The 24,421-nt window shown below is 67.3% G+C and carries 18 protein-coding genes and 1 pseudogene; 5 read left to right on the top strand and 14 right to left on the bottom strand.

Going from position 1 to position 24,421, the window contains the following annotated elements:
- The first annotated feature begins 184 nt into the window (after window positions 1–184).
- Window positions 185–733 (top strand): B-4DMT family transporter, encoded by a 549-nt coding sequence (locus tag A5766_RS16410; RefSeq protein WP_064905551.1) that lies wholly within the window; start codon window positions 185–187, stop codon window positions 731–733.
- A gap of 20 nt (window positions 734–753) precedes the next feature.
- On the opposite strand, the gene aroB is transcribed toward A5766_RS16410, so the two are convergent.
- From aroB to alaS, 8 genes are all read right to left on the bottom strand, one after another.
- Window positions 754–1,860 carry a 3-dehydroquinate synthase gene (gene aroB / locus A5766_RS16415; protein ID WP_005202666.1) on the bottom strand — a complete coding sequence of 369 codons (1,107 nt, stop codon included), beginning with the start codon at window positions 1,858–1,860 and terminating at the stop codon, window positions 754–756.
- Entirely contained in the window at window positions 1,857–2,351 is a 495-nt protein-coding gene (locus tag A5766_RS16420) for a shikimate kinase (RefSeq protein WP_197501508.1), read from the bottom strand. Before A5766_RS16420 ends, aroB begins: the two co-directional genes overlap by 4 nt.
- 62 nt (window positions 2,352–2,413) lie before the next feature.
- Window positions 2,414–3,622, bottom strand: a complete 1,209-nt coding sequence (aroC, locus tag A5766_RS16425) for a chorismate synthase (protein WP_064863359.1) — start codon at window positions 3,620–3,622, stop codon at window positions 2,414–2,416.
- Window positions 3,623–3,668: 46 nt separating this feature from the next.
- Window positions 3,669–4,055, bottom strand: a complete 387-nt coding sequence (locus A5766_RS16430) for a prepilin peptidase (protein ID WP_064905532.1) — start codon at window positions 4,053–4,055, stop codon at window positions 3,669–3,671.
- Between the two features lie 90 nt (window positions 4,056–4,145).
- Window positions 4,146–5,003 (bottom strand): shikimate dehydrogenase, encoded by an 858-nt coding sequence (locus tag A5766_RS16435; protein ID WP_064863361.1) that lies wholly within the window; start codon window positions 5,001–5,003, stop codon window positions 4,146–4,148.
- Window positions 5,004–5,007: 4 nt separating this feature from the next.
- Window positions 5,008–6,489, bottom strand: coding sequence for an endolytic transglycosylase MltG (gene mltG / locus A5766_RS16440; protein ID WP_082965547.1), 1,482 nt, complete (start codon window positions 6,487–6,489; stop codon window positions 5,008–5,010).
- A 433-nt stretch (window positions 6,490–6,922) separates the two neighbouring features.
- Window positions 6,923–7,351 (bottom strand): Holliday junction resolvase RuvX, encoded by a 429-nt coding sequence (ruvX, locus tag A5766_RS16445; RefSeq protein ID WP_064863363.1) that lies wholly within the window; start codon window positions 7,349–7,351, stop codon window positions 6,923–6,925.
- Window positions 7,348–10,020, bottom strand: a complete 2,673-nt coding sequence (gene alaS / locus A5766_RS16450) for an alanine--tRNA ligase (protein WP_064863371.1) — start codon at window positions 10,018–10,020, stop codon at window positions 7,348–7,350. Before alaS ends, ruvX begins: the two co-directional genes overlap by 4 nt.
- A gap of 191 nt (window positions 10,021–10,211) precedes the next feature.
- Between alaS and A5766_RS16455 the strand changes: the two genes are divergently transcribed.
- From A5766_RS16455 to A5766_RS16470, 4 genes and pseudogenes are all read left to right on the top strand, one after another.
- Window positions 10,212–10,703, top strand: a complete 492-nt coding sequence (locus tag A5766_RS16455; RefSeq protein ID WP_064863364.1) for a hypothetical protein — start codon at window positions 10,212–10,214, stop codon at window positions 10,701–10,703.
- 220 nt (window positions 10,704–10,923) lie between these two features.
- Window positions 10,924–11,088 (top strand): annotated as a pseudogene (locus A5766_RS25340) (MmyB family transcriptional regulator); the annotation flags it as partial.
- Between the two features lie 134 nt (window positions 11,089–11,222).
- Window positions 11,223–11,426 carry an MmyB family transcriptional regulator gene (locus tag A5766_RS25345; protein ID WP_269449455.1) on the top strand — a complete coding sequence of 68 codons (204 nt, stop codon included), beginning with the start codon at window positions 11,223–11,225 and terminating at the stop codon, window positions 11,424–11,426.
- Window positions 11,427–11,606: 180 nt separating this feature from the next.
- A complete protein-coding gene (locus tag A5766_RS16470; protein ID WP_231894682.1) occupies window positions 11,607–12,521 on the top strand; it encodes an MFS transporter in 915 nt (304 codons plus the stop codon).
- A gap of 6 nt (window positions 12,522–12,527) precedes the next feature.
- On the opposite strand, the gene A5766_RS16475 is transcribed toward A5766_RS16470, so the two are convergent.
- From A5766_RS16475 to aspS, 6 genes are all read right to left on the bottom strand, one after another.
- Entirely contained in the window at window positions 12,528–13,946 is a 1,419-nt protein-coding gene (locus A5766_RS16475; protein WP_064866352.1) for a replication-associated recombination protein A, read from the bottom strand.
- Window positions 13,947–13,951: 5 nt separating this feature from the next.
- Window positions 13,952–15,091, bottom strand: a complete 1,140-nt coding sequence (locus A5766_RS16480) for a hypothetical protein (protein ID WP_005202643.1) — start codon at window positions 15,089–15,091, stop codon at window positions 13,952–13,954.
- Window positions 15,092–15,298: 207 nt separating this feature from the next.
- A complete protein-coding gene (locus A5766_RS16485) occupies window positions 15,299–16,222 on the bottom strand; it encodes a transglutaminase family protein (protein WP_064905541.1) in 924 nt (307 codons plus the stop codon).
- Window positions 16,219–18,960 (bottom strand): circularly permuted type 2 ATP-grasp protein, encoded by a 2,742-nt coding sequence (locus A5766_RS16490; RefSeq protein ID WP_064905543.1) that lies wholly within the window; start codon window positions 18,958–18,960, stop codon window positions 16,219–16,221. Before A5766_RS16490 ends, A5766_RS16485 begins: the two co-directional genes overlap by 4 nt.
- The gene (locus tag A5766_RS16495) at window positions 18,957–22,439 is read right to left on the bottom strand and encodes a transglutaminase family protein (RefSeq protein ID WP_064905545.1); all 3,483 of its coding nucleotides are present in this window, start codon (window positions 22,437–22,439) and stop codon (window positions 18,957–18,959) included. Before A5766_RS16495 ends, A5766_RS16490 begins: the two co-directional genes overlap by 4 nt.
- A gap of 139 nt (window positions 22,440–22,578) precedes the next feature.
- Window positions 22,579–24,411, bottom strand: a complete 1,833-nt coding sequence (gene aspS, locus A5766_RS16500) for an aspartate--tRNA ligase (protein ID WP_064905547.1) — start codon at window positions 24,409–24,411, stop codon at window positions 22,579–22,581.
- Between the last annotated feature and the right edge of the window lie 10 nt (window positions 24,412–24,421).

The following is a 24,421-nucleotide window of genomic DNA, read 5'->3' on the forward strand; positions in this document are numbered from 1 at the left end:
GGCGGCGGGGGGGGGGCGCGCGGGGGGGGGGGGGGGGGGGGGGGCGGGCGGGCCCCGCCCCCCCCCCCCCCCCCCCCCCCCCCCCCCCCCCCCCCCCCCCCCGGGGGGGGGGGGGGGGGGCCCCCCCCCCCCCCCCCACTCCCGCGTGTTCGAGATCACGTCACCCATGAGTATGCTGTCGGCCATGGTGTCCTGGTTGCTGCGCGGTGTCGTCATGACCGCGGTCCACGTCGTCGCTCGTGTCTTGCTCGGCATCGCCGTGGTGCAGTCGCCACTGCACTCGACGGCATGGAGGACCATCGCGGTCGCAGCCGTTGTCTTCATCGCGCTGGTCTGGGGTGGGTTCGACGGCATCCGCGACGCCCGGGCGCATCCGGATCCCGACGACTACGACGACCTCACGATCCGCTGGCTCAAGGCAGGCGTCTTCGCTGGCCTCGTGTCGTGCCTGATCTGCTGGATCCTCGGCACCATCGGTGTTCAGGGCATCAGCGAATCGAGCTTCTTCATCGAGATCATCGCAGGTGGCTCGTTCATCGCGCTTCTCATCTTCTTCCCAGCGTTCATCGGGGCGTCCCTGGGCCGCTGGCTCACCCGCCGCGACCAACGCAAGGAACAGCGACGCCTCGACGACGAATCCAACCGCGTCGACGACTCCCGCGACGACGACACAGCCGTCATCGAACGCACCGACGAGCGCACGGTCGCGAAATCGGGCGCCGACCCCGCCTGATCAGAGCGGTACCGGCCTGATCAGAGCAGCGTGGTGCCTGCGGTCGGACGCTCGGAGGCGATAGCCGAATAGGCCGCGACAAGCAGGCCGGGATCGGGGCCCTCGAGCCTGCCCGGCTTGGCCAGTCCGTCGAGTACGACGAACCGCAGAACGCCCGAACGGTTCTTCTTGTCGCCCGACATCCCCTCCAACAGATCGGGGAACGCGTCGGCGTCGTATGTGGTCGGCAAGCCGACCAGTTCGAGGATGCTCCGATGCCGGTCCGCCGTCTCGTCGTCGAGTCGTCCTGCGAGCCGCGCCAATTCGGCCGCATAGACCAATCCGACGGCCACGGCGGCACCGTGGCGCCACCGGTAGCGTTCACGACGCTCAATCGCATGCCCCATCGTGTGTCCGTAGTTCAAGATCTCGCGCAGTGACGATTCCTTGAGGTCGGCGGAGACGACGTCGGCCTTGACCTGGACCGAACGTCGGATCAGCTCCGGCAGCACCGGACCGGTCGGGTCGGTGGCGGCGGCGGGATCGGCTTCGATGATGTCGAGGATGGTGGGATCGGCGATGAATCCGGTCTTGATGACCTCGGCCAGACCCGCGATGATCTCGTTGCGCGGCACCGTCTCCAACGTGGCGATGTCGATGAGCACGGCGTCGGGTTCGTGGAACGAGCCGACGAGATTCTTGCCGGCGTCGGTGTTGATGCCGGTCTTGCCGCCGACAGCGGCGTCGACCATGGCGAGCAGCGTCGTCGGTATGTGGATGACACCGATCCCGCGCATCCAGGTGGCCGCGACGAAGCCGGCGAGGTCGGTTGCAGCTCCCCCGCCGAGCGCGATGACCTTGTCGTTGCGCTTGAGACCGATACGCCCGAAGACATCCCAGCAGAACGCGGCAACCGACAGGTCCTTACCGGCCTCCGCATCGGGAATCTCCACGCGATGCGCATCGAATCCCTTGTCCGCCAAGAACTCTCGCACCTGCTCTGCCGTCTGCGCGAGAGTCGGCTGGTACAGCACGGCGATCCTGTCGGCGCCGACCGCTGCCTGCGCCACCTCGTCGAGCAGCCCGCGCCCGATGACGACGTCGTAGGGCGACGCCCCGTCGACCCGGATGGAGATCGGCTCGGTCATGAGGTTCTCCCTGCTGTGAGTTCGTCGGCCAACGCCAGAATGATCAGATCGGCGACGGCGTCGGGATCGCCATGCGCGTCGACTTCGACGCGCGCGACCGCCGTATAGGTTTCTTCGCGTTCGGCGAGCAACGATCGGTAGCGCTCCGCCGGATCGTCGGAGGCCAGTAGCGGGCGATCGGACTCGCGCACCCGGGCGAATCCCGACTCCGCACTGACGCGCAGGTAGAAGACACGATGCGAATCAAGAGCCGTGCGCACGTCCGCCGTGGTGACAGCGCCACCGCCGAGCGCGACGATCCCGCTGCGCGTTGCGAGCACGTCGGCCACGACCTCCGCTTCGAGTTCCCTGAACTTCTCGGGACCATCGGCGACGAAGATGTCGGGAATGGACCGCCCGGTTCGGCGGACGATCTCGTGATCGGTATCGATGAAGTCGACCCCGAGCCTGTCGGCGAGCAACCTACCGACGGTCGATTTCCCCGCACCCATGAACCCGACGAGCACAGCGGCCGGTTTACTCGTCGATGTCACGCCCGCTGCCGCAGGTGTGTTCACGACCGCGCTCCGCGCTGCGCGACGCGCTTGAGGTACCCGGCCAGATTGTCGGAGGTCTCGGTCGCCGAATCGCCGCCGAACTTCTCCAGGGCAGCCTGTGCGACGACGAGTGCCACCATCGACTCGGCGACGACGCCCGCAGCGGGCACGGCGACGACGTCGGAACGCTGATGGATGGCCTGCGCCTGCTCACCGGTCGCCATGTCGATCGTCGAGAGTGCGCGCGGCACCGTCGAGATCGGCTTCATGGCGACACGGACACGGATGTCCTCACCGTTCGTCATGCCGCCCTCGAGGCCACCCGCACGGTTGGTGGACCGGAGTACGCCGTCGGGTCCGGGAACCATCTCGTCGTGCGCGGCGCTGCCACGACGACGTGCGGTCTCGAAGCCGTCGCCGACCTCGACGCCCTTGATCGCCTGGATACCCATGAGCGCGCCCGCCAGGCGCGAATCGAGTCGGGTCTCGCCGCTGACATGCGAACCGAGCCCGACCGGAACACCGGTCGCGACGATCTCGACGACGCCGCCGAGCGTGTCGCCTTCCTTCTTCGCGGTCTCGATCTCGGCGATCATCGATTCCTCGGCAGCCTTGTCGAACGCACGCACCGGGCTCTCGTCTATCGCGGCGAGGTCGGAGATCGTCGGTGGCGGACCGACATACGGAGTGCTGCCACCGATCGAGATCACGTGCGAGATCACCTCGATCCCGAACACCTGACGCAGGAAGTTGCGCGCGACGGTGCCCGCCGCGACGCGCGCGGCGGTTTCGCGGGCGCTCGCACGTTCGAGCACCGGACGAGCGTCGTCGAATCCGTACTTGAGCATGCCGGAGTAGTCGGCATGCCCTGGCCGGGGGCGGGTCAGCGCGGCGTTACGCGCGCTGCCCTCGAGTTCAGCGGGGTCGACGGGATCGGCCGCCATCACGGTCTCCCACTTGGGCCACTCGCTGTTGGCGATCTCGATCGCGACCGGCCCACCGAGGGTCAGCCCATGTCGCACACCCCCGAGCACGCTCACCTTGTCGGCCTCGAACTTCATGCGCGCACCACGCCCGTAGCCGAGCCTGCGGCGTGCGAGTTGTTCGGCGATGTCGGTCGAGGTGATCTCCACCCCGGCGACCATGCCTTCGACAATGGCAACAAGGGCCGGGCCATGAGACTCTCCGGCGGTTATCCAGCGCAACACAAGGATCAATTGTTCCATGTGACGGCGGCGACACCCCAACCACGTCTTGCCATCCCACGTCTTCTCATCCCGAGCCTGCGACGAGCAGCATCGCGCCCGAGGCGATCATCGGCGGCCCGTGTGGCCAGCGCTGCCGCCCTCGTCGCATCAGCAGCCCGAGTACCTGAGCGAAGAGCACCATCAGCAATGCCGACGCCGGGTCGGCGAGCGTGCCGCCGAGCGCGAACGCCAACTTGACGTCGCCACCACCGCAGAGACCGGTGAGCCACCCAACGAGGTACGGACCCGCGGCAGCGACCGCGGCGAGCGCAATGCACGGTCGTACGCACGACGAGACCCCGACTGCGACACAACCGGGCCACAGCAGAACGGTCGGCAACCGCGAGGTACGACGGTCGATGTCGGCGAGCGCGGCCAGCCACAGCGCGACCAGGCAGCCAACGGGTTCCATGCACGACAGTCTCGACGACGAGTCGCAATCCGACGCGCCGCCGCCGATAGGCGCGGCGCACCTGTGGATCGGGCTGTGAGTGTGGAGGGATCAGTCGAGCGCGGCGGCCATCGCCTCACGCGGTGCGACACGTCCCGTGAACTGCTCCACCTGGCTGTACGCCTGGTTGAGCAACATCACCAAACCCCCGACAACGCGCCCTCCGCCGGCAGACACGGAGTTCGCGAGCGGCGTCGGCCACGGGTTGTAGATCACGTCGACGAGCGCGCGCGTGTGCGTGAACGAGTCGATGATCGGCTCGACCGCCGCGGCGGGGACCGTCGAAACGACGACGCCGGCGTCGGCGCTCGCCTCGAGGAGTTCTCGCGACGGACGGAACGGAAGGAAGCGCACGTCGAGATCGAGTCGCCGCGCGAGGTCGACCACGTCGGACGCGCGTCCCTCGTCGCGCGCGACCACCGTCAATTCAGCGAAACCGGCCTCCGCGAGCGCGGCCACGCTCGGCAGCGCGGTTCCACCCGCCCCCACGAGAACGGCGTGCGGACGCCCGGCCACCGCGACGTCGACCTCCCGCAGGGCACCGATCATGCCATCGATGTCGGTACAGTCGGCGCGCCAGCCGTTCTCGGTGCGCACCAGGGTGTTTGCCGAACCCACGAGGACTGCCCGCTCGGTGCGTTCGTCTGCGACCTCGAGTGCGACACGCTTACCGGGCATGGTGACCGACAGGCCTACCCATTCGGGCGAGAGCGCGCCCACCAGTTCGGAAAGCCGACGCTCGTCGCACTCGATCCGCTCGTAGGTCCAGTCATCCAATCCCAGGGCACGGTACGCCGCGAGATGCAGGTCGGGTGAGCGCGAATGCGAGACCGGCGAGCCGAGGACCGCGGCACGGCGGCCCGCGGTGCCACCGACGGGAGCGTGCCGTGGCGGAGGTGTCAGATCCATCGACTCAACTACACCCGGTGGTCAGGAGCTTGTTGTCGCACGCCTTCTCGCGGTTGCGTTTGTGCTCGTCGAAGGTGTCGGCGAACAGCGTCGTACCCTCGCGGTCGACGGTGACGAAGTACAGCCAGTTGCCGCTCTCCGGACGTTCGGTCGCCTCCAGCGCACGCTCGCCGACCGCACCGATCGGCGTAGCCGGGAGCCCCTTCATCTGATAGGTGTTCCACGCATTGTCGGACTTGTATGCTTCACCGTCGAGGTCGATGTTTGTCACCGTCGCGGTGTAGTTGGCGGTCGAATCCATCTCGAGGCGCTGGTCCTTGTCGAGACGATTGAGAATCACCCGCGCGACCTTGGCGTAGTCGTCCGGCTTGGTGACCTCGCGTTCGACAACGGACGCCGACACCAAGGTCTGATACGGCGTCAGACCCGAGTCGTTGGAACCCTCTGAATTCAAACCCCACTGCGCGAAACGCTGCCCGCTCTGCGAGATCAACTGCTGCAGGATCTGCGTCGCCGACATATGCGGATCGATCGTCTCCCAGGTATCCGGAGCTATCAGTCCCTCGATCCGCCGGTGATCGCCATTGAGCTTCTCGACGTCGGCGACCGCCCAGTCGGGTACGCCGAGTTGCTGCGCGGGGGTGTCTGCTGCCGCCTTCTGCAGGTCGTCGACCGACACGCCGATCTTCTGTCCGTTGACGGTGACGGACGTGGCGTCGGAGATCTTCTGGAAGATGCCCGGCGTCGTCTTGCCGTCTATGCCCTTTTTCGTGTCGAGCTGCAGACCCTCCGGAACCACGACTCGACCGACCCGGTGCGTGGTCCCGTCGGTGAGCATCTGCACGGCTGTCGACGCGGGGATCTCGGTGCGTAGTTTGTAGTAGCCGCCCGAAATCGCCTGTCCGTCAGCGGCATTGATGAATGCACGCTGACTGCCGACGACGTTGTCGTCTGCGAGGATTCGCCCGAAATCCTTCAACGTCGAGTTCTGCGGAATGTCGACGATCACGTCGCCGGTGCCCGCAGCGTTCGTGTAGTCCTTGCGCGAGTCCAGCAAGCCCGCCGCACGCAACCCGTAGTAGCCGACACCGACAACCGCGATCAGCATGATGGCGATGACCGCTGCGAGCACGGTTCGTCGCTTGCGTCGTCTGCGTCGCGATTCGGGAGTGCGTGTGCGGCCCCTCCCCCTGCGCGTCGGCGAGATCGGTTGGTCGTGGTCGATCGAGTCGTACGACTCGTCGGGCTCGATCGACTCGAGTGCGACAGGGGCGCCCTGGTAGTCGTGCGCATCCTGGTAGTCATGGGCCCCCTGGTAGTCGTGGGCCCCGTGAGCCTCTGGTGAGACTGTCGTCCGCGACGTCACCGGGGCGTCGGCCGGCGTCGTCTCAACCGGCGCCGGGTCGACCCGGGTTGTATCGAGTTGATGGTCGACGGGCGGCGTCGGCGAGATGCGTTGCGGGCGGGCGCGACGCGGTGTGGCCATGTGGAAGGTATCCACCGACTCGCCGTCCGCAGACGGTTCCGGTCGGCGAACGGGCCGATCGGTCGGCTGGGGCCGGGTAGCGGGAGCCTCTGGCGCACCCTGCGCCGGGCGCGCGACACGACCCTGCGGAACGTCTCGCGCCGGCTGTGGCGACTGCGCGCCGTCGGTGCGCGGACGTTGGGGCCTGGGAGTGTCGGTGCGGACTACCGGTATCTGTCCCGTGGTGCCGGTGCGTCGACGCCGATGCCGGTTGTGCGGCTTGCCGTCGGCCGGTTGTGTGAAGTACCGGAGTCGCTCGAGATCCAGTCCTTCGGTAGGATGATCAGAGAGTTCACGATGACGATTCCGATGCCGTTCGTCGGTCACCGAACGTCTCCTCCCTCATATCTGACGACTCGCATGGCGAGATGGTCCGTGGACAGCGTTGAACCACTCATCGTCGCGAATCCAGCCACCCCTGAAGAATAGCGACCGCAGCCGCCTGATCAATCACCCCGCGCGACGCCTTCACGCTGCGTCCACTGGCGTGTAGCGCCTGCTGCGCAGCTACGGTGGTGAGTCGCTCGTCAGAAAACACTACTGAAATCCCCTCAAGTCCTTCGGCGAGTCGGGTCCCGAAGGCGCGTGCCTTATCGGCTGCCGGACCGTCCGTATTGCGCAGCGTCTTGGGCAGCCCGACGATCACCTCGACGGCGTCGTACTCCTCGACCAGTGCGCGTAGTCGCGCCACCGCGGCGTCGACGTCGGCTCCCGCGACCGTCTCCACAGGTGTCGCGAGGATGCCGTCGGGATCGCTCACGGCCACCCCGATCCGCACGCTCCCCACGTCGACGCCGAGACGACGCCCCCGAGTCAGACTCATCGGCCGACGATCTCCCGGATGCGGGTCCGCGCGGCGTCGATCCCCGCGGCGTCGGTGCCCGATCCCTGCGCGAGGTCGGGTTTGCCACCGCCGCGTCCACCCACGAGTGGCGCGATCTCCTTGACCAGGTCGCCCGCTTTGATGCCGGCGCCCCGCGCGAAATCCGTCGTGGCGATGACGAACGGAACCTTGGTGTCGTCGCCCTCACCGGTCGTCGAGAACAACGCGATCACGGCTTGTCGGTCACCGACGCGGCCTCGGAGATCGGTCGCGATACCGCGAAGGTCGTTGGCCCCGACTCCCGGGACCACCCCGCCGACCACGAGCGTCGAACCGACGGTGTCGGCGGAATCGAGCAGATCGCCTGCCGCCGAGCGAGCAGCGTCGGCACGCACCTTCTCGAGCTGCTTCTCCGCATCACGCAGGCGGGTGACGAGTTGCTCGACGCGGCCCGGAACCTCGGCGGAGGGCACCTTGAGCGACGACGCCAGTCCCGCGAGCAACGCACGTTCCTTGGACAGGTAGCGGAACGAGTCCATTCCGACGTACGCCTCGACGCGCCGCACGCCTGATCCGACGGAGGATTCGCCGATCAACGTGACCGGTCCGATCTGCGCCGACGACGCCACATGCGTTCCGCCGCAGAGCTCCATCGAGAAGGGCCCGCCGATCTCGACGACGCGCACGACATCGCCGTAGTTCTCGCCGAAGAGCGCCATCGCGCCCATCGCCTTCGCCTCGCTCAGGCCGGTCTCGAACGTGTGCACCGGGTAATTGGACTCGACGGCGGCGTTCGAGATCTCTTCGATCTGCTGCCGCTGATCCTCACTCAGCGCCGAGCCGGAGTGGAAGTCGAAGCGCAGGTAGCCGGGCCGGTTGAGCGACCCGGCCTGTGTCGCGCTGGGGCCGAGTACCTCGCGCAGCGCGGCATGGACCATGTGCGTACCCGAATGTCCTTGTGTCGCACCGTGTCTCCACGACTGATCGACAGAAGCGATCACCTCGTCGCCGTCGTGGATCTCGCCTGCGTCGACGGTGGCCTTGTGCAGCCACACCGATTTGCCGACCTTCTGCACGTCGCTGACGGTGAGTCGGGTGCCGTCGCTGGTGGTGATCGTGCCGATGTCGGCCATCTGACCGCCCGACTCCGCGTAGAGCGGCGTGCGGTCGAGGATCACCGTGGTCTGTTCACCGGGGCCCGCCGACCGCACGCGCGTGCCGTCGGTGATGAGACCGAGCACTCGTGCCTCGGACACCAGCTCGTCGAAGCCGGTGAACTCGGTGGGGCCGCGGTCGAGAAACTCGCGGTACACCGCGGCGTCGGTGTGTCCGGTCTTGCGGGCCACCGCGTCGTCCTTGGCGCGCTGCTTCTGCTCCGCCATCAGTTCGGTGAATCCCTGCTGATCGACGTCGAGACCTGCCTCCGCGGCCATCTCGAGCGTGAGATCGATCGGGAATCCGTATGTGTCGTGCAGGGTGAACGCGTCGTTACCGCTGATCGTCTTCTTGTGCGCCGCCTTGGTGGCCTGCGCGGCGTCGGCGAACAGCTTGGACCCGGCCTCGAGCGTCTTGGCAAACGACGTCTCCTCGCCGACCGCGACGGTGACGATATGGGCGCGCTGCTCGGCGAGTTCGGGGTACGACGGCGACATGACGTCGATCACCGTGTTCACGATGATCTCCATGGTCGGCTTGGCATCGCCGAGCAACCGCATGGAGCGGACCACGCGCCGCAGGAGTCGCCGCAGCACGTAACCGCGTCCGTCATTACCTGGGAGCACGCCGTCGCCGATGAGCATGACCGCGGTGCGGGCGTGGTCGGCGATGACGCGGAACCTCACGTCGTCGTCGTGATTGCCCGCGCCATAGCCCCGACCGGTCAGCTCCGACGCCAGGTCGATGAGCGGCTTGAGCAAGTCGGTCTCGTAGACGTTGTCGACGTTCTGCAGCAGGCAGGCCACACGCTCGACGCCCATACCGGTGTCGATGTTCTTCTTCGGCAGCGGGCCGAGGATCTCGTAACCCTCCTTGGCTCCGCCGGGGCCTCGCTCGTTCTGCATGAACACGAGATTCCAGATCTCGATGTAGCGATCCTCGTCGGCTTCGGGTCCACCTTCGACGCCGTAGGCGGGTCCACGGTCGTAGAAGATCTCCGAGCACGGGCCGCACGGGCCGGGCACGCCCATCGACCAGTAGTTGTCCTTCATCCCGCGCCGCTGGATGCGCTCTGCGGGAACACCGATCTCGTCGCGCCAGATCGCGAACGCCTCGTCGTCGTCGAGGTAGACCGTCGGCCAGAGCTTCTGCGGGTCGATGCCGTATCCGCCGTCGTCCACCGACGAGGTGAGCAGATCCCACGCAAAGCGGATGGCCTCACGCTTGAAGTAGTCGCCGAACGAGAAGTTGCCCGCCATCTGGAAGAAGGTGTTGTGGCGGGTGGTGATGCCGACCTCTTCGATGTCGAGTGTGCGGACACACTTCTGCACGCTGGTGGCGCGGTCGAACGGCGGGGTCTGTTCACCGAGGAAGTAGGGCTTGAACGGCACCATGCCTGCGTTGACGAACAGCAGGTTGGGATCGTCGAGGATCAGCGAGGCACTGGGCACCTCGGTGTGTCCGGCCTTGATGAAGTGATCCAGGAATCTCTGCCGGATCTCATGCGTCTGCACTGGGTTCTCGTCCTCGGTGGTCGTGGTGCGTGTACGTCTGTCGTCACCGTCGGGACCCGGGCACGCGCGAATCCGACGATCTGCGACATACCAGCCTACCGCCGCGTCACCAGGACACCTGAAGAGCGTCTTCGGGAGCACAAAACGATCACTAGGCTAACGACCCAGATGCGATTCACGATCACAAAGACATGAGACCGATCACAGTAGCCCGCTCCGCACTCGTCCTGTTCGTCGCGCTCGTCGTCACCTCCGTCGGCATCGGTGTGGCATCGGCAGCCACCTACGACGAATCCGATGGGGTGATCAACCAGATGTCCCGAAACCGCTGCAATGCCCTCAGCCCCAACATCATCGACAACACGTACTCCGGTGGCATCAGCACCAGTCAGTGGCTACGCAACGGGCAGCGCGGCGCCGTCGACATATCGGTAACGGCGAGTTTCAGCATCTGGGGATACGACAACCTCATGACGGTCGTCTGGACGAACCTGAACACTCATCGCTCGGAGACGTTGAGAGCCGTCCAGCGCACAACTGGTGCCAGTGGCGGCTCGATTCACGACTTCCGCGACGTCCACACCGGCGCAGGTCGGGTGCGTATCGAGCTGCGGCCGGTCAATCGGGGGCCACTGCTGACGCTTCCTGCGCCGAGCTGCTCGGACGTCTTCATCGTCAAGTGACGGGCTGACTGGCACCGGCAGGGACAGGCACATGGCCGTTGATCGGGTCACGATGGACTCGTGACCAACGGATCAACGGCCGCCGAGCAACTCGCCGACTTCCTGCGCACTACGCCTCGACGAAGTCGAACGTGCACACCTTTATCACCTCGCGGGCTCGGCGACGCCGCCGCCGGTCAGAGTGCGAATGCGTCCCGGTCTCGCGACGCTGCTCGACGCCATGCCCGACGTCGCTGCGATCGCGCTCTCGCCTGTGCAGGACATCGCCGGTTGGAATCGCCTCGGTCACGCGGTGCTGGCGAGTCACCGCGACCCTGCAGCCCCGACGTCGAGTACACCGCCGAACAAGGTGTCGATGCTGTTCACCGACCCGACCACCCGCGCGCTGCACCGTGACTGGGAGTTCGAGGCACGACTGGCAGTTGCCTCGTTGCGATACGTCACACAGCACCCCTGCACATCCACGACATCGACCTTCTCGTCCCAGACCTGGCTTCCCGCAGCGCCGACTTCGCCCGGATCTGGGCGGCGCACCCCGTCGAACCCTGTTCGAGCGGTACCAAGCGCTTCCGGCATCCGATCGTCGGCGATCTCGACCTCACCTACGACATGCTGCATCTCCCCCAGGAAGACGGGCATCGATTGATGCTCATGCACGCCACGCCAGGGTCGTCGCACGCCGACGCGCTACGCCTGCTCGCGAGCACGACGCTTTCGGGCTGAGCCCGCACCGCACCGTTCCCCTTTTCCCACGCCGGTCACCCGACCGCGCGTCATCTCGTCGTGAAGGAACCACCATGAGTGAGACCGCAACTGCCGCAACAGATTCCACCCTGGACAAGGCCACCGCCACACCACACGCCCGAGCGGCTCTGACCGCACTGGCCGTCGGCGGATTCGGTGGTGCTCCTGTGCCTATTCATCGTCGGCAACGTGCTCACCGCCCTCGCACCCACATTCGACGTGGCGCTGCTCGGCCGTGTGGTCACCGCGATGTGCCACGGCGGCTACTTCGGTATCGGCGCAGTGCTGGCTGCCGACCTCGTGGCGCCGCACCGCAGAGCCGGCGCGATCGCGGTGATGTTCACCGGTTTGACTGCGGCGAACGTGATCGGGGTTCCCTTCGGAACCGTTGTGGGACAACACTTCGGCTGGCGGGCGGCGTTCTGGATGGTGAGCGTCGTCGGAGTTGTCGCACTGGTCGGGATCGTTGCACTCGTCCCGTCACGACCGGCGCCGACGTCGAGCGGCGGATCGGCCTACCGTGTCCTGCTTCGACCGCAGGTGCTGATCTCGATCGTCCTGACAATGGTGCTCTTCGGCGGAGTGTTCGGCGCGTTCATTTACATCGAGCCCCTCGTCACGCATGTCACGGGCTATCCGGAGTCCGCGGTGGCCTGGCTGCTGATCGTTTTCGGGCTCGGACTGTGCGTCGGCAACATCGTGGGCGGCTGGGCCGCCGATCGCAACCTCACGCTCACACTGCGCACTCTGCCCGTGCTGCTGACCCTCACCCTCGTCGCCTACGCACTGCTCGCACACGTGCCGGTCGCCGTCGCGATCCTGCTCTTCGTCATGGGCCTCGTCGGGTTCGCGACCAGCCCGCCGCTGCAACTGCGGGTGATGCACTTCGCGGGCGACGCACCGACCATGGCGTCGGCAGCCAACATCGCCGCGTTCAACGTGGGCAACGTGATCGGCACGTTTCTCGGCGGACTGACGATCGGCGCAGGGCTCGGTTGGGTGTCGCCGGTGTGGGTGGGCATCGCAATGGCCGCGGCAGCAACGGCTCTGGCGTTCTCTACACGCCACCGCTGAGCGGCGTCACGACTTCTTCGGCCGGCGCGTCGCCCGGCGCACGATCGATCGCAGTTTGGCCACCCGCGGCCCGATCTCGCGCTCGAAACCGTGATCGGTGGGCACGTAGTAGTCGACGCCGACGAGCTCATCGGGTGGATACTGTTGCGGCACAACACCGTCAGGATCGTTGTGGGGGTACTGATATCCGACGCCGCTGCCCAACTTCTTGGCGCCGCTGTAGTGCGCGTCGCGTAGTCCGGGCGGCACGGCGCCGGCTTTGCCTGCTTCGACGTCGGCGAGCGCAGCGCCGATAGCGCTGACCACACCCGCGGACTTCGGGGCGGTCGCGAGGTGGATGGTCGCCTGCGTGAGCGCCAGCTTTGCCTCCGGCATCCCCACGAGAGCCACCACCTGCGCCGCGGCGACGGCGGTCTGCAACGCCATCGGATCGGCCATCCCGATGTCTTCGCTAGCGTGGATCATCAGCCGCCTGGCGATGAAGCGGGGATCCTCGCCTGCGGCGATCATCCGGGCGAGGTAGTGCACCGCGGCGTCGACGTCGGATCCGCGGATCGACTTGATGAACGCGCTGGTCACGTCGTAGTGCTGGTCGCCGTCGCGGTCGTACCGCACGGCCGCGCGGTCGATGGCCGCCTCGACGTCGGCTACACCGATCTCAGGGATCTCGCGGCGTTCGGCAACCGCCTCACCACTGCCTTCGTCATCGGTTGTCGGCTCGCGCAGTGCTGCGTCGGCGCTGGCCTCGAGTGCGGTCAGTGCTCGGCGCGCGTCGCCACCCGCGACCGCCACGAGGTGGTCGTACGCGTCGTCGGTGACGGTGACGGCACCGCCGAGTCCGCGTTCGTCGGCGACGGCGCGGCGCAGCACCGTGCGAATGTCGTCGTCGGTGAGCGAACGTAACTGCAGCACAAGCGATCTGGACAACAGTGGGGACACGACGGAGAACGACGGATTCTCGGTGGTCGCGGCGACGAGGAGGACGATCCGGTTCTCGACGGCGTCGAGCAACGCATCCTGCTGGGTCTTGGAGAACCTGTGGACCTCATCGATGAACAAGACGGTCTGCTCACCGGCCGCCAATCGACGCCGCGCGACCTCGATGACCGCGCGCACCTCCTTCACGCCCGCGGACAGCGCCGAGAGCGCTTCGAATCGTCCGCCCGCCGCGCTCGAGATGAGCGAGGCCATCGTCGTCTTACCGGTGCCCGGTGGGCCGTAGAGCATCACCGACGCCGCGCCCGATCCGCTGATCAGACGACGCAGTGGTGACCCCTCGCCGAGGAGGTGTTGCTGGCCGACGATGTCGTCGAGAGTCTGCGGACGCATGCGCACCGCCAGCGGTGCGCTCGGTGACGGCGGCGATGTCAGCGATGTGGCGCCGCTCGTCGAACTCTGAGGCGGCGGGTCGAACAATCCCCCCACCGCGGTCAGTCCAGCCACGCACGCTGCAGCGCGAGGCCCACTTCGGTTGCGAACTCAGAGATCTCGGCGTTGCTCGTCGCCGCGGCGGCGAGATCGGACCAGCGCGCCACGAGGACACGGGGATCGTTGGTGTGCAGCGCCCAGTCGTGGGCATAGTGCGTCATCGGAACGGTGTCGGTCGACGAATCGGGCAGCATCCACACCGTCGACAACCACACCCACAGCAGCCGCGCCGTGAGCAACTGCCGTGCCATGTAGCGATCGCGCTCGAGTGCGGGCCAGATCGGCACCACTTCCGAGCGCCAGGCGTCGACCATCGACACCTCGAGGTCGAGGCGGTGAGCGACGCCTGCCGGCCCGAGTTGCGGGGCAAAGGTGACCAATCCGTAGGCGATGTCGAGTGTGGCGTCGCGGAATCCGCCCCACTCGTAATCCATGAACTGCACGCCGTCGTCGTTGAGAAGGATGTTCTCGGGGCCGACGTCGGAGGGGCTGAATGCGCGGTGGTCGCCCTCGTCGAAGAGCGCGCACGCCGACGTCAGTGCCTCGGCGACGGCGTCGGGAAGCGTCAGTCCGAGGTCGGCGACGCGTGCAGATGCAGCGGACACGGCACGGATTGCTTCGTCGCGAAGGATGTCCCTGCCCGCCGTGCCTGCAGCACCGTGGCGTACCAGGGCGTCGAAGTCTCCTTCTCCGCCGACCGTTGCCGCATGCATCCGACCGAGCGCCTGGCCCCACGCGCTCACCGCACGGCTCATCTCGACCACATCGGCGTCGGCGAGCAGGACTGTCAACGGATGCCCGCGGCCGAGGTCGGAGAGCACCATCAACCGGTTGTCGGGATCGGAGGCAATCAGTTGCGGACCGGGCCGCGACTCCGTCGGCAGCGCCGTCGCGTATTTGTACGACGCGATCTCGCGGTGAAAGGCCTGCGGATCCTCGTGACTCGGGAGCGCCTTGATGACCAGGGTGCGGTCCATCGACAGAGGGTTCTGCGCCACGCGTACCCGTACGACTGTGGTTCGGCCGCTCCCTCCGAGATCCTCGGGATCGGCGAGAACCACCGGCGACCCCGCTCGGCGGGACAACATTGTTTCTGCGGCACGCACCACGCTGGTGACGCGGCTTTCTGTGATGACCGTCATGGCACCAACCAACCTACTCGTCGGCGCCGACACGCGTCACCGGATTATGCGACTGAACACGGGAGCACCCTGCACGGCACGGTCTCGACCTGCAGTTTTCGTTCGCCTGATCCTTTTGCGTCGCAAAAGACAACAATTCGGTTCGCCGACGGCTTTTCGACCGACACGGTCCCGAATCAGGTCGGGTTCGGATGCGGCTCGCAGCGCTCACGTCCTCGCCTCTGACATGTCTGACAAGGGACTGACGTCGACGGAGACCTCTATCTCGCTCTTGGACGCATCGGTGTAGATCACGCCACGCAGCGGCGGGACGTCGTCGTAATCACGACCCCACGCCACGGTGACGTGACGTTCGTCGACGAGCTTGTTGTTCGTCGGATCGAAGGCCAGCCACCGATCACCGGGCAGCCAGACCGCGGCCCACGCATGGCTGGCATCGGCGCCGAAGATGCGCTCGGTACCCGGTGGCGGGTCGGTCGCGAGGTAGCCGGACTCGTAGCGCGCCGCGAGTCCCACCGACCGCAGACAGGCGATGGCCACGCGGGCGAAGTCCTGACACACGCCCATCCGACGTTCGAGCACCGTGTCGACGCGCGTGCTGATCGCCGTCGATCCGGAACGGTAGGTGAAGTCGGAGAAGATGCGCGACGTCAGGTCGATGATCGCGTCGACGAGCGGACGCCCGGGGGTGAACACCGCCGCGGCGTAGTCGCGCACGGCAGGCGTGATCTCCGGTGGGTCGAGGTCGAGCACGAACTCGTCGACCAGAACCGCCCCGGTGGCGGCCGGGCGGGCGTCCTCCCAGGGTGCGCGTGCAGCGACGCTGTGCACGAGTCCCTGGTCGGTGGGGTCGACCTCGACGATCGACGTCGTGGTCACCTCCAGTACGCGGTGAGCGGTACGGACGTGGAAGTAGGCGTCGATGTTGCCGTAGACGTCGACACCGACGGACCGGTCAGCGGGCTCGGGCGAGATCACCGTCTCGGTGTCGTGGACACGCTGATACGGCAGGTCGCGCGGCGTCAGATAGCACCTGCCATACGACGACGACACCTCGTCGTCGTAGGTGTAGCAGGTGCGGTGGAAGACTCGGTACTTGCGCGTTGCCGGCGCATCGGCGGGTGTCGTCACAGCTGACCTCCCCAGATCGGTTGCGCGGTGCGCGGCGGAGCGAATCGCGTGCGGTTGAGCAGGTCGGACAGCGCACGTGCACGGTCGCGCAGTGTGCTCGTCAATTCGACGAGTTCGGCGCGCTGACCGTTTCCGTCGACGCTGCTGAGATCGGCCGGGCCGCAGCGACGCAGTTCGGCCGTCATCTCCTCGACCGCACGCTCGGCGGCGGCAGAGCGCAGCGCCTCGGGCAGCGATACCAGGTCGTCGTGCATCTTGGTGAGTTGGTAGATCATCGCGCGCGGGTTGGTCTCGTCGAACATCAACAGCTCGGCGACGGCCTCTGCACGGTAGAGACCGCGGTTGCGTCTGCGGTAGATGACCGACGACTCGGTGGCGCTGAGGTACGACTCCAGGAGTGCCTGTTCCATGTCGAGCGGATGCTCGTACTCGAACAGCGTCCGGGTGAGGTCGGCGAGTGTGATCACCCGCTCGATACGCCTGCCGAGATCCATGAGCAGCCAGGCGGCGTCGTGGACCATCGATTCGGCTTGCAGACCGGACAGTGCGAGAGCGCCGTGCAGGATGTGCTCGTGCGTGCGGGCGAGATCGGGTCCGAGGTCGAGTGCTGCGTCGCCGAACACCCCGGTGCCCGCGCCGACGTCGTCACGGGCGCGTTCGATCTGGCGCGTCATCGACTCGAGCGCGCGCTCCATCGGGGTCAACACCATCCACGTACTCGTCGACATTTGGTCGCGGACGGCCCTGGCTGTGGCGACGAGGCGTTCGGTCGAGTGGGCGATGGTGCCCTGGGTGTAGCGATTGACGGTCAGTTCTGCGATCTTCACGATCGCGGTATTGACCTGCTCGATCGACGAGAGCGACGAATCGTCGTCGAGCAACGTCTCCCCCGTGCCGAGCAGGCCGGTGGTTCCGGTCACCTCGGCGACCGCGTGCAAGAACAGCGGCACCGCGGCGGTGCCCGACATCCACGGCCGGTACTGGAAGTCCTGGTAGCGCTCGCGGGCGACCTTCGCCAGCCGCGTGACCGACTCGGTGCGCTCGCCGTACCGGCCGAACCAGAACATGTCGGCGAGTACGCGCGGACTCGCGGCGGCCGCGATGTCGGAATAGCCGGTCGACGCCGGGCGCGTGATGATGGCGACCTCGTCGTCGGGTTCGCCTCGCAACTCCGTACGCCGCGAAACGTGCCCTCCCACATCGGGATTGGTCACCCAGATGTCCTTGGCGGCAACAGATGCCAGTGACGCGCCGACGACTCCGTCGGCCAATACCGACCCGAGACCACCCGGCATCACCGCGTAGGTGGGGCCCTGCGCGACCGAGAACGCACGCACGGAGACGGGTGCGGCACGCAGCATGCCGCGTCCCTGCGCGGGCAACGCCGCGTCGGTCAGACTCGGCGCCACCGAGTACGCCTCGACCTCGCGGCCCACCCACTGCCAGGCGTCGGCGTCGATCCGCGAGCGCAATACGTCTCTGGTCGCGGAATTCGTTGCGGGACCGACGAATTCCTCGCCGGTACGGAAGTTCGTGAGGACGAGTGAGTCGAGCGACGACAGGATCTTCGACCTCGCCGACTCCTCGCCTGCCCAATACGTCGGCACCGATCCGAGAGCGAGTTCCTCGTCGATGAGCATCGGCGCGACCTTGTGGAGGACGGCGTTGAGCGCCGGATTCTCCAACACGCCGCTGCCGAGTGTGTTGACGACGGTGATGTTCCCACGGGAAATGGCCTCGACGAGTCCCGCGACGCCCAGACGGGAGTTGGTCCGCAGGTCGAGCGGATCGCAGTACGAGGCGTCGACGCGACGCAGCAGCACATCGACACGTTTGTACTTGCCGAGCGACCGCATGTAGACCGCGCCGTCACGCACCGTCAGGTCGGCGCCCTCGACCAGCGGGAAACCCAGTACGGACGCCAGGTACGCCTGGTCGAAGAAGGTCTCCGACATGCTGCCGGGGCTGAACACCGCGACGGTCGGGTCGTCGACCCCCGGCGGGGCGTAGTCGGTCAACGCCAGTCGCAGAGTGCCCGCGAACGTCGCCATCGGGCGTGGTGCACAGCGCTGGAACAGTTGCGGGAACGTACGGGAGATCAGTCGACGGTCGGCGATGGCGAACCCGACGCCCGACGGCGCCTGCGTCCGGTCGGCGTAGACGGCGAAGGTGCCGTCGGACAGGCGTCCGAGGTCGAGTGCGTGCAGGAACAGCGCATGCGGACCCGCGACCTCGAGCCGGGCGGCCTTGCGCACGTAGCCGGGATGTCCGAAGACCATCTCCGGAGGTATCAGCCCTGCGTTGATGGTCTTCTGGTCGCGGTAGATGTCGCGCAAGATGAGATCGAGCAGCATCGACCGCTGGGTGATCGCCTTCTCCAGCTCGGCCCATTCGACGCCGTCGACGATCAGCGGGACAGCGTCGAGCAGCCAGGGTCGCGGAATGGTCGAGGTGCCGTCGACCTGGTTGTAGACGACGCCTTCATCCGATACCGCCGAGGCAAGCCGCGCCGCCGACGCCCGCAGTCGGTCGTCGCCACGCAGCGCGTAGCCCGCGACGAGCTCGTCCCACGCGGGACGTATCGCGCCCGCGGAATCGAGCACTTCGTCGTAATGGTTGCGTGCGGCAGCCGGTGCGGAACCGCCCGAATTGAGCTGTCCGAGATCGAACAGCGTGTAACCGTCGGATCGGTACCTGTCGAACACCGCGGGCACACCGCCGCCCGCTGAAACAGTCACCGAAGAACTGTACGTGCCCGACGCAGATCGAGGATCGCCGGGACCCCACTGTCGGTGGCCATGCGGGCGACCCGCTCCCGGAGCAGTCCGACGTCGACGGAGCCACTGGTGTGCCCGGCCGCCTCGAACCGACCATTTCTGCGCGACTCCGCCTCGACGGCATTGACCGGTGGGCGGTCGTAGGCCCGTCCGCCCGGATGCACGATGTGGTAGGTCGCGCCGCCGACGGATCGGCCCGCGAGGGTGTCGACGAGGTCGAAGGTCAGCGGGGTGTCGATGCTGATGGTCGGGTGCAGCGCGCTCGGCGGCTGCCACGCCCGGAACCGGATGCCCGCCACGCGCTCACCCGGCCTGCCGGTGCCGGTCAGCGGGATCGGATAGCCGTTGCAGGTCAACAAGAACCGATCGTCGTCGGCGCCCTGCACACGCACCTGCACCCGCTCGATCGACGAGTCGACGTAGCGCGCGGTTCCGGTGCCCGTCGACTCCTCGCCGAGCGTGTTCCACGGTTCGATCGCCCCGCGCAGTTCGACCTCGTACTCGCGGATCGCGACGGTCCCCAGCCGCGGGAACCGGAACTCCGTGAACGGGTCGAGCCAGGCGGTGTCGAACGGATACCCCGCCTCGCGCAGTTCCTCGGCGACCTGCGCGATGTCGGCGATGACGTAGTGCGGCAGCAGGTTCTTGCCGTGCAGGTCGGCGCCGTGGTGGATGAGCCTGCTGCGGTAGGGCTTTTCCCAGAACCACGACACCAGGGAGCGGACGAGCAGCGACTGCACCATCGCCATCCGCTGATGCGGCGGCATCTCGAAACCGCGGAGTTCGAGCAGCCCGAGCCTGCCGCGCGCCGAATCGGGACTGTAGAGCTTGTCGATGCAGAACTCGGCCCGGTGGGTATTGCCGGTGATGTCGGTGAGCAGGTGCCGCAGCGCCCGGTCGGTGACCCACGGATTCGGTGGTGCCCCGTCGCCGTTCTCGCCGGCGCCGCGCGCCGGTTCGCCCTTCACCGCGAGCCTGTCGATCTCGGCGAACGCGATCTCCATCTCGTAGAGCGCCGAATCGCGGCCCTCGTCGGCGCGGGGCGCCTGCGACGTCGTTCCGATGAACTTGCCGCTGAACAGGTACGACAGCGACGGGTGGCGCTGCCAGTAGGTCAACATCGACACCAGCAGATCCGGTCGACGCAACAGCGGTGAATCCGCGGGCGTCGATCCGCCGAGGGTGATGTGGTTGCCGCCGCCGGTGCCTCCGTGGCTGCCGTCGAGATCGAACGTCTCCGTGCCCAGCCTGGCACGGCGTGCGTGCTCGTAGAGCGAGTCGAGCAGCTCGGTCTGTTCGGCGAAACTGCTCGTCGGCTGAACGTTGACCTCGATGACGCCGGGGTCCGGTGTGACGGTCAACGTGGTGAGGCGGGCGTCCGCGGGTGGGCCGTAGCCCTCGATGACCACCGGGGTGTCGATCTCCGCGGCCGCGTTCTCGATCATCTCGACGATCGCGAGATACTCCTCGAGCTCTGCCGTCGGCGGTAGGAACACGTACAGGGTGTCGCCACGCTTCTCCGCGACCAGTGCGGTACGTGGCACGAAGGCGGTCGGGTCGACGTCGGTCACGGTGCGGCCCAACGAATCTGCGACGTCGTCGGGCAACGGATCGGCGCGGACCGACGGGTCGGCTTCGTACAGGACCGGTGCGGGTCCCCACGACAGTGAGTTCAGCGGAAGACGAAGGCCCGCGGGAGAGGTACCCGGCGTCAGCACCAGACGCCCACGTCGCGTCGTCCACCGCGCGCTCTGCCACGCCGTCTCGTCCTCGGAGCGGCTCAGCGGCAGGACGAACGCCGTCGGGTCGGTGATCGATGCGTCGAGCGACGCGAGCAGTTCCCGCCGCGCCTTCGTCGAATCGTCGGCGGGCTCGATGTCGGCGTCGGCGTCGGCGACCTCGGCGGCGGCAGCTGCCCATGCCGCGGCGCGCGCGGCCGGCAGCGTCGGGTCGGAACCCGGATCGCCGGGCGGGAGCGCCGACAACTCGCGCATCCGCACCAGCGGGTCCTCGAAGGCGGGCATCACCTGCGTGGCGGGCAGACCCAACGCGGATGCGAACGCCGACAACAACTTTTCGGCAGCGGGATCGCCCCCCGAGCCCGGTTTCGGTCCCGACGCCTCGAGTGCCATCGCCCCGGCGGCCTGTGCGCGCGTCTGCCACGGGTCGGCCAAGAGGTCTCGCCGACGCCAGATCGGCTGGCCGTCGGCTCGCCACATGATGGCGATCTGCCAGCGTGGCAGCGGCTCTCCCGGGTACCACTTGCCCTGACTGCGCTGCACGAGGCCGGTCGGTGCGTAGTCGTCGGCGAGGCGCGCGGCGAGCTTCGACGCCAACTCACGCTTGTGCGGACCGTCGGCGTCGGTCGTCCATTCCGGATCGCTCTGGTTGTCCAGGGATACGAACGTCGGCTCACCACCCATCGTGAGTCGGACGTCGTTGTCTGCCATCTTCTTGTCGACCGCGGCACCGAGTTCGACGACCCGCTCCCACTGCGACTCCGTATAGGGCAGGGTGACCCGCGGATCCTCGTGGAAGCGGGTGACCGTGTTGGAGAAGTCGAGGGTCGCGTGGCACGGACCGGTTGCGCCGCTGATCGGCGCAGCACCGCCGGGGGTCGGCGTCGCGGCGAGCGGGATGTGGCCCTCCCCCGCGAACAGACCCGACGTCGGGTCCATGCCCACCCAACCAGCGCCCGGCAGATAGACCTCTGTCCATGCGTGTAGATCGGTGAAATCGGCGCTTGGTCCCGACGGACCGTCGAGCGACTTGATGTCGGACGTGAGCTGCACCAGGTAGCCGGAGACAAAGCGCGCCGCCAATCCCAGCTCGCGCAGGAGCGCCACCAGGAGCCACGCGGAGTCGCGGCACGAGCCGATGGCGCTGGCGAGTGTGTACTCCGGCGTCTGCACGCCTTGCTCGAGTCGGACGGTGTACCCGACGGCGTCGCGGACGGCCTGATTGAGCGCGACGAGGAAGTCGATGATGCGTGTCGGCGATGTCGGCTTGTGCTCGGCCGCGAACTCCGCGATGGCGGGATGCACCGGCGCCCCGGCGAACTCCCCCTCGGTGACCCCAACCGGTCGGAGATATATCTCGAGGTCTTCGCGCAGTTCGTCGGGGTAGTCGAAGCCGTAGTCCTCGGCCCAGTCCTCGATGAAGAAATCGAAGGGATTGATCGCCGTGAGGTCGGCGACAAGACTCACCGTGATCGACAGAGTCGTCGAGGGTTCCGGAAACACAAGGCGCGCTTGGTAATTGCTGAACGCGTCCTGCTGCCAGTTCAAGAAGTGTCCCGCGGGTTCCACCGCAAGCGAATACGCCTCGATCGGAGTACGCGAGTGCGGCGCAGGACGCAGCCGCACCACGTGCGGGTAGATCTTGACAGGCCGATCGAACGCGTACGCAGTGCGGTGTTCGAGCGTCACCTTGATTGTCACCGGTCATCCTCCCGGAGGTCGTCGAGCAGATACGTCCCCATGGGTAGAAATCTCAGCACAGATAGCGCCCGTGCGCCCGACGTGCGGTCCCCCTCGCACCCGTGTGCGACATGTGTCACGCGGGACCGTCGCCAACCGTTCAGCTCGCCGGTTTCGCTGCACCCTGGTCGGACTCGCCGCCCTTGGGCTTCGGCTTGGCGTCGATGCCCGACTCCTTGCGCTGCGCGGCGGTGATCGGTGCGGGCGCGTCGGTGAGCGGATCGACGCCACCGCCCGACTTCGGGAAGGCGATGACCTCACGGATCGAACTCTCACCCGCGAGCAGTGCCGTGATGCGATCCCATCCGAATGCGATCCCGCCGTGCGGCGGCGCACCGTAGGCGAAGGCGTCGAGCAGGAAGCCGAACTTCTCCTGCGCCTCGTCGTGGTCGATACCCATGATCGCGAACACGCGTTCCTGGATGTCGCGACGATGGATACGGATCGACCCGCCGCCGATCTCGTTGCCGTTGCAGACGATGTCGTAGGCATAGGCCAGCGCGTTGCCCGGATCGGATTCGAGGCCGTCGAGCGACTCCGGCTTGGGCGAGGTGAACGCATGGTGCACCGCGGTCCACGCGCCCGAGCCAACGGCGACATCGCCCGACGCCGTCGCGTCGTCTGCCGGCTCGAACAGCGGAGCGTCGACGATCCAGGTGAACGCCCAGGCGGCGGTCGACGGGTCGACGGGCTCGCCCGGTGCCGGGATCAGTCCGAGGCGGACGGCGATCTCGCTGCGTGCGGCACCGAGCAGTGCGCGCTGCGCCTTGGCCGGGCCCGCCGCGAAGAAGACGCAGTCGCCGGGCTTGGCGCCGACATGTGCGGCAAGACCGTCCCGCTCGGCGTCGGAGAGGTTCTTGGCGACCGGACCACCGAGGGTCCCGTCCTCGCCGACGAGCACGTATGCCAGGCCCTTGGCGCCGCGCTGCTTGGCCCACTCCTGCCAGGCGTCGAAGGTACGACGCGGCTGCGACGCCCCGCCCTCCATGACCACCGCGCCGACGTAGGGCGCCTGGAACACGCGGAACGGCGTGTTGGCGAAGTACTCCGTGCACTCGACGAGCTCGATCCCGAAACGCAGATCCGGCTTGTCCGAACCGAACCGACGCATCGCGTCGGCGTAGGTCATCCGCGGGATCGGTGTGGAGACCTCGACGCCGATGAGCCGCCACAGCGCCACGAGGATCTCTTCGGCGAGCGCGATGACGTCGTCCTCGTCGACGAAGCTCATCTCGATGTCGAGCTGAGTGAACTCCGGCTGGCGGTCGGCGCGGAAATCTTCGTCCCGGTAGGCGCGAGCGATCTGGTAGTAGCGCTCCATACCGGCCACCATGAGGAGCTGTTTGAACAGCTGCGGACTCTGCGGCAGGGCGTAGAACGTTCCCGGCTGCAGCCGCGCGGGCACGAGGAAGTCGCGTGCACCCTCCGGCGTCGAGCGGGTCAGCGTCGGCGTCTCGATCTCAACGAAGTCGTGAGCGGCGAGCACACCGCGAGCGGCAGCATTCGCCTTCGAGCGCAGGCGGATTGCCGCAGCGGGCCCTTCGCGACGAAGATCGATGTAGCGGTAGCGCAGCCGCGCTTCCTCGCCGGGGCTCTCGTCGAGCTGGAACGGCAGCGGCGCCGACTCGTTGAGCACCTCGAGGTCGGTGGCGTTGATCTCGATCTCACCCGACGGCAGGTTCGGGTTCTCGCTGCCGGCGGGTCGTTCCTCGACGACGCCGGTGACCTTCACGACGTACTCCGCGCGCAGCCGGTGTGCCTTCTCGGCCACCGCCTCCTCGCGGAAGACGACCTGCACCAGCCCGGAGCTGTCACGCAGATCGATGAACACGACGCCGCCGTGGTCGCGTCGACGCGCAACCCACCCGGCGACTGTGACGGTCTGCGACGCGTCGGCGCGGCGCAGCGAACCGGCGAAATGCGTGCGGAGCACTGGAGTCCTT

Origin of the sequence: Gordonia sp. 852002-51296_SCH5728562-b, assembly GCF_001665475.1 — a bacterium.
GTDB classification, from domain to species: domain Bacteria; phylum Actinomycetota; class Actinomycetes; order Mycobacteriales; family Mycobacteriaceae; genus Gordonia; species Gordonia sputi.